Below are 12449 nucleotides of genomic sequence, written 5' to 3'. Positions count from 1 at the left end.
CAGGAGGCCTAGCCTCCGCCTCGGGGAGGGACCGGGCTGCGGGCGCCCGATCCCTCCCCGAGGCGGAGGCTAGGCCTCCTGGTCCTCACGGCGACGGCTGCGCGCGATCAGGAGCGAGCCGAGGCCGAGGGCGACAGCACCTCCCGAGAGCAGCAGCCAGGAGCCGGTCTCCACTCCGGTGGAGGGGAGGCCGCCGGGGCCGGTCGGCGCGGTGATCGGCGCGGCCGTGGCGGTCGGTCCGGCCGTCGGCACGACGGTGGGCTCCGGGGTCGGCGTGGGCTCCGGGGTCGACGTGGGCTCGGGGGTCGACGTGGGCTCGGGGCTCACGGTCGGCTCGGGCGTCGCGGTCGGCTCAGGCGTCGCGGTCGGCTCGGGAGTCGCGGTCGGCTCCGGCGAGCCGGTCGGTTCCGGCGTCGGCGTGGGCTCCGGGGTCCCCGGCAGCTCGACGGCGGCGCCCTCCGGCGCCACGGCGAGCAGCGCCCGGGCGACGTCACTGAACGCTCCGACCGGGTGGTTGCGGAACACCGGCGAGGTGCCGAAGAGGAAGCCCTCGGCGCCCGACTCCGTCGAGAACGAGACGGCCGAGGCCTGCCCGGCCGCGTCGCTCCGGGACTGACCCTCGGAGTCGACCCAGTGCCCGGCGACGAACGTGCCGTCCTCCGAGTAGCTCTGCTCGACAGCGACCGACTCGTCGAAACCGGCGAACCACAGTGCCGGCGAGACGAACGCGGTGTCCTGCGGGTAGTCGCCCAGGACTCCGCCGGCGGGCGTCTCGACCGAGACGATGCCGTTGGAGCCGCTGGTGCCTGTCTGCGCGGTCAGCTCGGCCAGGCCGAAGTCGGACACGAAGGCCGCTCCTGCGCCGCCGCGGCCGACGACGTCGCCGCCCGCTGCGAGGAACTCCTCGACGACGGTGCGGCCCACGGCCTGCTCCGCGGTGAAGGAGAGGGCGCGTCCCACGTAGAGCACGTCGGCGCCCTCGAGGGTCGCGGTGCCCGCGGTGAGCGCGGCCGCGTCGACGGCGACCGCGTCGGCGAAGCCGAGCTTGGCCAGCGCGTCGCGGTCCTCGTTCGTGCCGGAGTAGGCGACGCGGAGGGCGTCGAGCGCCTTCCCGTCCTCGGCGCGCACGCGGTCGGCGGTGGTCGCCGTGAAGTCGACGCCGAAGACGGCCGCGGCTCCTTCGGCGGCCGCGAGCCCGGCGGCGTCGGCGCGGAGGGCGATCGTGCCGTCCTCGAACTGCTCGAGGGCGACGCCGTCGGCCAGCAGCGCGTTGACGGCCTGGTACTCCAGGACGCCGCGCGGCTCGAAGGCGAGGTAGTCGGCGTCTGCCGGGACGGAGCCGACCGGAGCGACGGCGGTCACCGGCTCCAGGCCGACGGCCGGGAGGGCGTCGGTGGTGGAGCCGATCGCCTGCACGTCGGCGCCCCAGAGGAGCGAGAGGCTCCAGGCCGAGACGTCGTACATCTCGGGCACGCGGCTCGAGATGTCGCTGCCGTCGGCGAGGAGGACGTTGGCGAGGCCGCGGACCGACTGGTGCATGTCGACCAGGTAGGTGCCCGCGGGGTAGGAGACTCCTTCGACGCTCGTGGCGGCCGTGGTCCGCGACACCTCGACGCCGTGGGCGAGCAGCTGCGCGACGAGGGTCTCGGCGTCCGAGACGGAGCGCTGCGTGCCGTCGACGGGGATGACGTAGGCGCGCGGGTACTCGGTCGTGTAGACGTCGGTCTCGTCCCAGATCTCGGTCCACTCGGTCGGCACGCCCGCGGGCAGGTCGGCCGCGGAGACGTCGGCGGGGATCTCGACGGCGGGGGCGCCGGTGACGCCGCGCTCGAAGATGGCGACCTGGTTGCTCAGGAGCGCGTCGCGGTTGGCCTCGATGTAGTCGACGGAGGCGTCCATGACGATCCCGGCGACCTCGACGTCGATGTCCGCGTTGGCCTGGCCCTGGGCGATCTCCTCCGGAGTGCTGTTGGCCGTGCGGCCGAGCGGAAGCTCCACCGTGTTGGTGATCGCGCCCTGGAAGGCGACGTACTGCGGGGCGAAGATGGGGGGCCAGTCGTCCCAGCCCGCGCGGATGTCGCGGTAGGGGATGAGGATCTTCCCGGTGTTGTCCGTGGTGGCGCTGCCGTCCTCGGCGAGGTAGGTGTTGCCGGGCACGTCGGCCTCGACGACGCGGCGCTCGATCTCGAGCGCGGTCGCGTAGGCGTGCGGGAGGAAGAGGTCGTACTCGTAGTTCTCGCCGTGCGGCGGGCCGCAGGGCTCGACCTGGAGGATCCCGGTGTAGCCGTGGATGTCGATGAAGTACGTGGGCTGGAGCACGCTCGAGAGGTCGCGGATCACGGCCGCCTCGCTGGTGGCTCCGGTGATCATGTCGCGGTTCGGGTCGTAGCCCGCGGCGACGGCGCGCTGGCCGAGGGCGCGGCCGTCGGGGTTGTTGGTGACGGTGAAGTAGAGGCGGTTGCCCTCGAGCAGCGCCTCGGTCTCCGCGTCCTCGGCGGTGGCGACGCCCTCGATGTACTCGAGGATCGCGTCGCTGCCCTCCCACTCGTTGCCGTGGATGTTGCCGTTGAACCAGACCGGCACCTTGTAGCCGTCCATCAGCTCGGCGTCGGCGGCCGCGGCGGCGGGCTCGTACTTGAGCCGGTCGCGCCACTCGGCCTGCTGAGCCGTCTCGGCCTCGGTCTCGGGGGCGGTGACGGTGACCAGGTAGATGTCGCGGCCGAGGCCGGACTTCCCGACCACCTGGGTCGAGACCCGGTCGGAGCGGGCGGCGAGCGCGTTCAGCTGCGGCGCGATGGCGTCGTAGGGGGTGACTCCGCGCAGGAGCGAGGCGTCGGTCGGGTCGACGGGCACCTCGGTCAGCGGGGTCTGCTGCGGGTAGCTGGTCGGCACCGCGATCGGAGCGGACGGCGGACGCACGATGTCCACGCGGGTGTAGTCGGCGGGTGCTGCGGTCGTGGCGGTCGCCGGCGGGGCGACCAGGAGGCCGCCGGCGGCGAGCGCGAGCGCGGCGCATCCGGAGGCGAGGGCGGTTCGAGATCTCAAGCGGAGTTCTTCCCTTGTCGAGGCGTGACGGAACGGATCGGGCCCCCGTCGGCGTCTGGATCTCCGAATCGGATGTGAACCCTCTCAGGAAGATAGGGGCTCCATGTTTCCGTCACGTGTCGGCCGGGTCACCTCCGCGAGATGCCTCTTCGGTACGCCTCGCCCGGCGACTCGAGTGCCCGAGTGGCATCCGGCGAGAGGAGGAAGGAGGGCCCGGTCAGAGGAAGAGGGAGAGGACGAGCGTGGCGCCGAGCGCGAGGACGGAGGCGAGGGAGACGCCGACGGTCACGGACTTGAGGGCGCCGCGGACCGACTGGCCGAGGAAGCTCTGCAGCAGCCAGAAGGTGTTCGAGGTGACGTGGATGCAGAACAGCGCGCCGGAACCCGCGGCGAGTGCGATCAGCAGCGGGTCGAGGCCGAGTGTCGCGGCGACCGGCGCGACGACTCCGGCCGCCGTGATCGCCGAGAGGGTGACCGAGCCGACCGCGATGTGCAGCACGGCCGCCATCACCCAGACGAGCAGCAGCGGCGCGGTCGCCGAGGTCGAGAAGTAGCCCTTCAGGATCTCGCCGAGGTCGCCCTGCGCGATCACCGCGGCGAGCGCCCCGCCGACGCCGGTGAGCAGGAAGATCTGCCCGCCGTCCTGGAAGCCCTTGGCGACCGCCTTCTCCATCCGCGCGGTTCCCACGGTGGACCGGCCGACCACTCCGGTGCCGATCACGGCGAGGAGGAGCGCGATGACGGGGTTCCCGAGGAACTGCAGCACCGGCAGCTCGATCCCGGAGACGGTGAGCACCGCCTGCGCGGCGATGAGCAGGAGGGCGAGGAGCATGGGCGCGAAGAGGAGCAGGAGCGGGCGCTCGCGGGCGGCGTGGGCGTCCTGCGCCTCAGAGGGACCCGCCGCGTCCTCGACGGACGAGCCGGACGAGCCGCCCGACACCGCTCCGGCTCCGCCCGAGGACGCCCCGCCGCTCCCCCGCGCGCCGAACGACGGCAGCCGTCCGCCGTCCGCATCGGGCGACGCTCCCACCGTCGCGAGCCCGGTCGTGTCGTCGCGCACGACCAGCTGCTCGTCGCGCGCCGCGTCCCAGAAGCCGAGGCGGAACGCGAGCGACATCAGCAGGATCGTGACCACGACCGTCGGCGCCACCACCGCGAAGCCGCCGAGCATCATCACGCCCAGCGGTACTCCGAGCAGCCCCGCGAGCGCGACCGCGGCGAAGCCGGGCACCATCATCACGATGCCCGTCTCGAGCCCGACGGCGAAGGTGACGGCGACGATGCCGGTGCCCGCGCGCCCCAGCCGCGGCGCGATCCGGCGCGCGAGCGGGGCCGCGATCACGATCAGCGCGTCGACGAAGATCGTCTGCAGGTACGTGGCGAAGGACAGGCCCAGCGCGTAGGGGATCCCGCGGCGGCCGAAGACGCGCAGCAGGCCCTCGACGAGCCGGACGACGGCGCCCATCTCGTTGAGCATCGCGCCGATGAGCACGCCCCAGCCGATCAGGAGGCCAGCCTCCATCATCACCTCGCCGAAGCCGGTGGTCATCGTGGAGACGGTGTCGACGGGGCCGAGCCCGGTGAGCAGGCCGATCGCGGCGGCTCCCACGGCCAGCGCCAGCACCGGGTTGAACCGGAAGCGCACGATCGCGACGACCACCACGACGATCACGAGGGCGACGACGCCCAGGGTGTACCACTCGGGCATGACGTCCTCCTCCGCCCGCGACTGCGCGTGCCGTCACACCCTAGGGGACCGCCGCGCACCCCCTCGCCCCCGCCGGGCACGGGGCCCTAGCGTGGACGCATGGCACTGACGCTCCCCGAGCCCCGACTCCCCTCCCTCCTCGACTCCCCCGTCCTGCGCTGGGGGGTGATCGCGCCCGGCTCGATCGCCGGCTCGTTCGTCGAGGCGCTGCAGAAGCACACCCGGCAGCGCGTGGTCTCGGTGGGCTCCCGCTCGCTGGAGCGCGCGGAGCGGTTCGCGAGCCGGTTCGGGATCGAGCGGGCCTCGGCCGGCTACGAGGCCGTGGTCGAGGATCCGGAGGTCGACGTGGTCTACATCGCGTCGCCGCACTCGGAGCACGCCCGCCAGGCGCTGCTCGCCATCGCCGCGGGCAAGCACATCCTGGTCGAGAAGCCGTTCGCGCCGACCCCGGGCGAGGCCGAGATGATGGTGCACGCCGCGCGCGACGCCGGAGTCTTCGCGATGGAGGCGATGTGGATGCGCTACCTGCCGCACATGGACGTCGTGCGGCAGCTGCTCGCCGACGGGGCGGTCGGCGCGCCCGCCGTCGTCTCGGCCGACTTCGGCGCCGCCTTCGACTTCGACCCCTCCAGCCGGATCTTCGACCCGGCGCTCGCGGGCGGCGGCCTGCTGGACGTCGGCGTCTACGCCTCCTCCTTCGTCTCGATGGTGGCGGGCACCCCGCAGAGCACCGTCGTCGCCGGCAGCATGACCTCGACCGGCGTCGACGCGACCGCGACGATCGTCGGCAGCCACGCGCACGGGGTGCAGTCGGTGGCCACCTCGACCGTGCTGGCCGACACCCGCCACGCGGCGAGCGTCGCGGGGCGGGCGGGGCGGATCGACGTGCACCCGTCGTTCTGGACGCCGGGCGGCGTGACGCTCACCAGCGGCTCCGAGAGCGGGTCGTGGATCGACGAGACGCCGCTCCAGGGCGGCGAGGGCCTCGCCTGGGAGGCGCTGCACGTCGCGCAGTACGTGACGGAGGGGCGCACCGAGTCGCCGCTGCACCCGCTCGACGAGGTGGTCGCCGTGGTGCGGACCCTCGACGACGCGCGCCGCCGGCTGGGCGTCTCGGTGTAGGGCGGGCGGCGGGAGACCGCCCTCCCGGCCCTCAACCCGCCGGCAGCTCGACGCGGAAGCTCGTGCGCCCCGGCTCGGACGCGACGAGGACGCGCCCGCCGTGGGCGTCGACGACCGCCGCCACGATCGCCAGGCCCAGCCCCGTCGATCCGGTCGTGCGCGCTCGGGAGGAGTCGCCGCGGGCGAAGCGCTCGAACAGCACCGGCACCAGCTCCGGCGCGATGCCCGGGCCGGAATCGGTGACCGTCACGACTGCGATCGGCCGCCCCTCCGACACCTCCTCGGCGAGCGCCGCCACGACCCGGGTGCCGGGGGGCGTGTGCACGGTCGCGTTCCGCAGCAGATTGGCGACCACCTGGTGCAGCCGGAAGCCGTCGCCGCGGATCTCGATCGGCTCCTCGGGGAGCTCGAGGTCCCACTCGTGGTCGGGGCCCGCGGCGTGCGCGTCCGACAGCGCCTCGATCACGAGCAGCGTCAGGTCGACGGGCTCCTTCTCGAGGTCGCGGCCCTCGTCGAGGCGGGCGAGCAGGAGGAGGTCCTCGACCAGCGAGGTCATCCGGGTGGCGGCGGACTCGATCCGGTCGAGGGAGTAGGCGGCCGACTCCGGCAGCTCGGTCCCGCCCCGACGGGGCAGCTCCGCGTAGCCGCGGATCGCCGCGAGGGGGGTCCGCAGCTCGTGCGAGGCGTCGGCGACGAACTGCCGCACCTTGTCCTCGCTCGCCTGCCGCGACTCCAGCGCACCGGTGACGTGGTCGAGCATGCGGTTGAAGGCGGCGCCGACCCGGCCGACCTCGGTGCGGGTGTCGGCGTCCTCCTCCGGGACCCGGTCGACCAGCTCGACGGCGCCGCGGTCCAGCGGCAGCTCGGCCACGCGGGTCGCCGTCGCCTCCACCCGCTCCAGGGGCCGCAGGGCCACGCGGATGATCGCGGTGGCGACGAGGGCGACCAGCAGCATCGCCAGCAGCACCACCACGACGACCACCCAGGTGAGGGAGGCGAGCGTCTCGGCGACCTCGCCCAGGGGGACGCCGACGACGACGACGGAGCCCTCGACCGCCGCCGCGCGCACGCGGTAGGTCCCGAGGCTCCCGGGCAGCTCGATGGTCGCCTCCTCGCCCCCTGCGGCGACGGCCGCCGCGAGCACCGAGTCGGCCGGGTCCGAGAACTGCCGGCAGACCCCGTCGGCGTCGACGTAGGCGCCGATGAAGGAGCCGTCCGAGCCCTGGACGGCGGTGATGGTGCTGAGGTTCTGGCTCGGGCCGCCGCCGAAGGATCCGCTCGGGCAGGTCGTGGCCTGCTCGATCGCGCTCGACCCGCCGAAGCGGCTCGGCCCGTCGAAGTCCTGGAGGCGCGTGACCGACTGGCTGAGCGACGCGTCCGTGCTGCCGTAGAGGATCGACCGCGCCGAGAGCACGCTCACCGCTCCCACGACGCCCGCCGTCACCGCGACGAGCGCGACCACGGCGACGACCATCCGCCGCCGCAGAGTCCACGGCGCGCGCCGGCCGCGGCGGGAGCTGCGGAGGGCGGAGCGGGTCGCGAAGTCGCCGAGCGACGGGCGGCCGGTGCGGCTCACTGGTCGGCGGGCTTCAGGAGGTAGCCGGCGCCGCGCACGGTGTGGATCATCGGCGAGCGGCCGGCGTCGATCTTCTTGCGCAGGTACGAGATGTAGATCTCGACCACGCTCGACTTGCCGCCGAAGTCGTACGACCAGACCCGGTCGAGGATCTGGGCCTTGCTGAGCACGCGGCGCGGATTGCGCATCAGGAAGCGCAGCAGCTCGAACTCGGTGGCGGTCAGCTCGATCTCGTCGCCGCCCCGGCGGACCTCGTGGCTGTCCTCGTTCAGCACCAGGTCCCCCACGACGACCTCGGGGTCGTCCGCGTCGTTGGCGAGCAGGGTGCTGCGGCGGATGAGGCCGCGCATCCGGGCGACCAGCTCCTCGAGGGAGAAGGGCTTGGTGACGTAGTCGTCGCCGCCGGCGGTGAGCCCGGCGATCCGGTCGTCGAGCGCGTCCTTCGCGGTGAGGAAGAGGACCGGGGTCTCGCTGCCGTCCGCGCGGACCCGCTGCAGGACCTGGAGGCCGTCGATGTCGGGGAGCATCACGTCGAGCACGATCACGTCCGGTCGGAACTCGCGGGTGATCGTGATCGCGGCGCGGCCCTCGGCGGCGGTGCGCACCTCCCAGCCCTCGTAGCGCAGCGCCATCTGGAGCAGGTCGGTGAGGGTGCTCTCGTCGTCGACGACGAGGACGCGGATCGGCGTCCCGTCGGCCCGCTTCAGGCGGGTGCGCTGCGCGGGGGCGAGGTGCTTCGAGGGGGCCGGGGTGCTCATGACTCCAGTATCGGGAGTTCCCTATGGATCGGCTATGACCGGCCGATGCCGTCGCTGTGCGCTCCCGATGCGTCCTCTGCGGGATCGGCGTCGAGCTCCTCCGGAGCGATCGCCGCGGTGCGCGCATAGCCGCGGACCCGCCGGTCGATGAAGGTCGCCGCCCAGAGCAGGACGCCGATCACGAGCAGCACCCCCGCGATGCCGTACTGGGCGGTGTCGCGTCCCGAGGTGATCGGCAGAACCAGGTAGACGCAGGCGATCGTGCCCAGCACCGGCAGCACGGTGGGGGTCCGGAAGTGACGGTGCTCGACCGGCTGCCGCCGCAGCACCAGCACGGAGACGTTGACGACGGCGAAGACCGCCAGCAGGAGGAGCGACGTGGTCCCGCCCAGCAGCACCGCGATCGGGTCGGAGGGGTCGCGCGACACGTAGGCGGTGAGGAGCAGGGCGATCACCGTCGTGAAGAGGATCGCCGCCCACGGCGTGCGCCGTCCGCGCAGCACGTTCTGCAGGAACGGCGGCAGCACGCCCTGGCGGCTCATCCCGTAGAGCAGGCGGCTGGCCATCATCATGTTGATCAGCGCGCTGTTGGCCACGGCGAAGAGCGAGATGAAGGGCAGCAGCGTCGAGATCGGGAAGTCGGGCGCCGCGGCCTCGACGACCGTGACGAGCGGAGTGTCGTTGCCGGCAAGCTCCCCCACGGGGACGATCGCGACGGCGAGCGTGGACACGAGCACGTAGACCACGGCGGTGATGCCGAGACCCGTGAGCATCACGCGCGGGAAGATGCGGCTGGGCTCCTTCGTCTCCTCCGCCATGTTCACCGAGTCCTCGAAGCCGACCATCGCGAAGAACGCCAGCGAGGTCGCGGTGCTCACCGCGAGCAGCAGCGACTTGTCCTCCGGCGCCTCGAACGCGACCACCCGCGAGAAGTCGGCCTGCCCGCCGAACACCGCGAAGAAGCACACGAAGATCACCAGCAGCAGGCCCGAGAGCTCGATCAGGGTGAGCACCACGTTCAGCCCGACGCTCTCGGCGACACCGCGCAGGTTCACCAGGGCGATGCAGACCATGAACACCAGCGCGATGCTCAGCCGCGTCCCCGCGCCGTCCCCGAGGCCGAAGCCGATCGCGAAGTTGCTCGCGAAGGCGCCCGAGGCGGCGGAGGCCGAGGTGATCCCGCTCGCCATCACGGTGAAGCAGACGAGGAACGTGACGAAGTGGATCCCGAACGCCTTGTGCGCGTAGAGCGCGGCGCCCGCCGCCTGCGGGTACTTCGTCACCAGCTCCAGGTAGGAGCAGGCGGTGAGCGTGGCGACGACGAACGCGATCACGAAGGGGAGCCACGCGGCCCCGCCCACCTCGGCCGCGACCTGCCCGGTGAGGGCGTAGATCCCGGTCCCGAGGATGTCGCCGACCACGAACAGCAGCAGCAGCTTGGGGCCGAGCACCCGCTTGAGCTCGGGCGGGGCGGACGTCTCTCTCGTGGCGGTCATCGTCGGCCCCTCCCGTTGCGGATGAGCGCGAGCCTACGACCGCGGGCACCGCCCCGGGAAGAGCGGGCGCCCGGGGAGCAGGAGCGCGCCGGAAGGAGCGGCTGCGCTCATCGGGTGCCCATAGCCGACAGCGAAGGTCCGGAGAGGAGGTCTCCCTACGGTCGAGGAAGCCGAGCGATCCCGCGCCCGGCCCCTCTCGGAAGGACCCCGTGTTCGCCATCTACCTCCGGCGCGAGCTCACCCACCGGCGACGGCAGACGATGATCGTCGCCGCCGGACTGGCGCTCGCCATCGCCCTCGTCATCCTCGTCACCTCCTTCGCCGCCGGCGTCCGCACCGCGCAGGCATCGGTCCTCGGATCCGTCTACGGAGTGGGCACCGACATCACCGTCACCCGGGCCGCCGCCGCACCCGCCGACGATTCCGGCGGCGGGCAGCGCTTCGACTTCGGCTCGGGGGACGGCACCACCGACGACGGCACCACCTCTGTCAGCCGCTCCCTGCTGCAAGCAGACCGCGGCACCGCGACCTTCGACTCCTCCGCCGTGCAGACCGCACTCGGCGTCGACGACGTGCGGACCGCCATCGGCGTGCTCGCGCTGACCAGCACGACCTTCTCGGGCGAGCTGCCCGGGCGGACGCAGACCGGCACGGACGCCGCCGCCGCACCGACGGATCAAGACGGGGCCGGCGCTCCCCCGGCGGGGGGACCCGACGGCGCAGGGGGCTCGTCGTTCGGCGTCGACTCGTTCTCGGTGCTCGGACTCGACCCCTCCGGCTCCGCGATCGGCCCGCTGGCCGACGTCGCGCTCACCGACGGCCGCACGCTCACGGCCGAGGACGCCGGGCAGGACGTGGTAGTCGTCGACTCCGCGTACGCCAACACGGCCGGGCTCTCGGTCGGATCGACGCTTGCGATCGGCGGCACGGACTTCGCCGTGGTCGGCATCGTCACCTCCGACTCGACCGAGGCGAGCAGCGCCTCCGACACCTACGTCCCGCTCGACGTGGCACAGACGCTCTCCGGGCAGGCCGGGATGATCTCGTCCGTGTACGTGCAGGCCGCGTCGGCAAACGACATCTCCGCGATCCAGGCCGCGCTGCAGGCCGCCCTGCCGGACACGACGGTCGCCACCCAGGCCGACCTCGCCTCCACCGTCTCGGGCTCGCTCTCGACGGCGGGCGAGCTCGTCGCCGAGCTCGGCACGTGGCTCTCGCTGCTGGTGCTGGCGGCCGCGTTCCTGATCGCGGTCCTCTTCACGGTCTCCGGGGTCGCCCGCCGCACCCGCGAGTTCGGCACGCTGAAGGCCATCGGCTGGAGCGACGGCGCGATCGTCCGCCAGGTGGCGGGCGAGTCCGTGGTGCAGGGTCTCCTCGGCGGCGCGGCCGGCATGCTGCTGGGGCTCATCGGAGTGGCGATCGTCAACGCCGTCGGGCCGACCCTGTCGGGCTCGACGGCCACGGCTCAGGCCGCCGGACCCGGGGGCTTCGGCGGGCCCGGAGCACAGCGGGCCGTTGCGACCACCGCCGACGTGGTCCTCTCCCTACCGGTCACCGTGCCGGTGATCCTGCTCGCCGTCGGTCTCGCCGTGCTCGGCGGACTCCTCGCCGGGGCCTTCGGCGGCTGGCGGGCCGCCCGCCTGCGCCCTGCCGCGGCGCTGCGCTCCGCCGCCTGATCCGCCACCGCTCCGTCCCCCACTCGAAAGGACCACTTGTGTACACCCTCACCGACGTCAGCAAGCGCTACGACACCGCGAGAACCGCGGTCACCGCGCTCGCGGACGTGACCCTGACCATCCCCGACGGCCAGATGGTGGCCGTCCAGGGGCCGACCGGCGGGGGCAAATCGACCCTGCTTCAGCTGCTCGGCGCCCTCGACCGGCCGACCTCCGGCACCGTCCTCCTCGACGACCGGGAGCTCTCCTCCGCGGGGAACGGCGTCCTGGCGTCCGTGCGCGCGACGGAGGTGGGGATCGTCTTCCAGAGCTTCAACCTGATCCCGACGCTCACCGCGCTCGAGAACGTCGAGACCGCTCTCGCCCCGCAGAGGATCCGCGCCGGCGAGCGCGCCGAGCGGGCCCGAGCGGCCCTCGTCTCGGTCGGCCTGGGCGACCGGGTCGACCACCTGCCCGCTGAGCTCTCCGGCGGCCAGCAGCAGCGCGTCGCGATCGCCCGCGCGCTCGTCAAGGATCCGCGCGTGCTCCTGGCCGACGAGCCGACCGGCGCCCTCGACGAGGGCACCCGCGACGAGATCATGCTGCTGCTCGAGGAGCTGTGGCGGGAGCGCGGGCTGACGCTGGTCATCGTCACCCACGACTCCGCCGTCGCCCGCCGCGCGCAGCGCTGCCTGCACCTCGCCGGCGGGAGGCTGCGCGAGGCCGGCTGACCGGATGCTGCCACGGCCGGAGCCTGCCCGGGCGTCCGGTGGGCCCCCGACCCTCCGGCCCGCGCGGAGCCGGGGGGTCCGCCGCATGTCCGGATGCTGCCGTGCCCGGATGCTGATCTGGTTCCGCCGACGGGCCTCCGCGAGGCTCGGAGGACCACGACGAGAGGACGCACCATGACCGCCACTGCACCCGCCGCCACCCCGCACCTCGGCCCCGTCGCCACCGGAGGCGCCCTCGCCTGGGCCGCGCTGGCCGCGCTGCTCCTGCTCGGGGAGCCGCACCCCGCGGCTGTCCTCGTGCTCGTGCTCGCGGCCGCCGCCGCGACCTCCCTGAGCGTCGTCGCCGTCGCCCGCCGGC

Annotated in this window: 9 protein-coding genes; 4 read left to right on the top strand and 5 right to left on the bottom strand. The window is 73.4% G+C overall.

The window, feature by feature from the left end:
* Window positions 1–69: 69 nt before the first annotated feature.
* Together C5C39_RS16625 and C5C39_RS16620 are read right to left on the bottom strand one after the other, a co-directional pair.
* Window positions 70–3045, bottom strand: a complete 2976-nt coding sequence (locus tag C5C39_RS16625) for a M14 family metallopeptidase (RefSeq protein ID WP_104353905.1) — start codon at window positions 3043–3045, stop codon at window positions 70–72.
* A gap of 217 nt (window positions 3046–3262) precedes the next feature.
* On the bottom strand, window positions 3263–4753 hold the full coding sequence (locus C5C39_RS16620; RefSeq protein WP_104353904.1) for a GntP family permease: 1491 nt from the start codon (window positions 4751–4753) through the stop codon (window positions 3263–3265).
* Between the two features lie 99 nt (window positions 4754–4852).
* Here C5C39_RS16620 and C5C39_RS16615 point away from each other — a divergent pair, with 99 nt between their 5' ends.
* On the top strand, window positions 4853–5875 hold the full coding sequence (locus C5C39_RS16615; RefSeq protein ID WP_104353903.1) for a Gfo/Idh/MocA family protein: 1023 nt from the start codon (window positions 4853–4855) through the stop codon (window positions 5873–5875).
* A 31-nt stretch (window positions 5876–5906) separates the two neighbouring features.
* Here the strand turns inward: C5C39_RS16615 and C5C39_RS16610 are convergent, their stop codons facing one another.
* Genes C5C39_RS16610 through C5C39_RS16600 form a run of 3 tightly spaced genes read right to left on the bottom strand, consistent with a single transcriptional unit; the run spans window position 5907 to window position 9705 of the window.
* On the bottom strand, window positions 5907–7451 hold the full coding sequence (locus tag C5C39_RS16610; RefSeq protein ID WP_219813361.1) for a cell wall metabolism sensor histidine kinase WalK: 1545 nt from the start codon (window positions 7449–7451) through the stop codon (window positions 5907–5909).
* Entirely contained in the window at window positions 7448–8209 is a 762-nt protein-coding gene (locus C5C39_RS16605; protein ID WP_104223650.1) for a response regulator transcription factor, read from the bottom strand. Before C5C39_RS16605 ends, C5C39_RS16610 begins: the two co-directional genes overlap by 4 nt.
* Window positions 8210–8241: 32 nt before the next feature.
* The gene (locus C5C39_RS16600) at window positions 8242–9705 is read right to left on the bottom strand and encodes an APC family permease (RefSeq protein ID WP_104247764.1); all 1464 of its coding nucleotides are present in this window, start codon (window positions 9703–9705) and stop codon (window positions 8242–8244) included.
* A gap of 209 nt (window positions 9706–9914) precedes the next feature.
* On the opposite strand from C5C39_RS16600, the gene C5C39_RS16595 reads away from it, so the two are divergent.
* From C5C39_RS16595 to C5C39_RS16585, 3 genes are all read left to right on the top strand, one after another.
* Window positions 9915–11381 carry an ABC transporter permease gene (locus tag C5C39_RS16595; RefSeq protein ID WP_104353902.1) on the top strand — a complete coding sequence of 489 codons (1467 nt, stop codon included), beginning with the start codon at window positions 9915–9917 and terminating at the stop codon, window positions 11379–11381.
* A 38-nt stretch (window positions 11382–11419) separates the two neighbouring features.
* Window positions 11420–12091: an ABC transporter ATP-binding protein gene (locus C5C39_RS16590; RefSeq protein ID WP_104238274.1), complete on the top strand. Its 672-nt coding sequence runs from the start codon at window positions 11420–11422 to the stop codon at window positions 12089–12091.
* 174 nt (window positions 12092–12265) lie between these two features.
* Window positions 12266–12449 (top strand): hypothetical protein (locus C5C39_RS16585; RefSeq protein WP_219813360.1); only part of this gene is annotated, 184 nt, incomplete at its 3' end.

Origin of the sequence: Rathayibacter sp. AY1F3 (assembly GCF_002931975.1) — a bacterium.
In the GTDB taxonomy this organism is placed as follows: Bacteria; Actinomycetota; Actinomycetes; order Actinomycetales; family Microbacteriaceae; genus Rathayibacter.
This window is presented reverse-complemented; position numbering and strand designations above follow the sequence as displayed.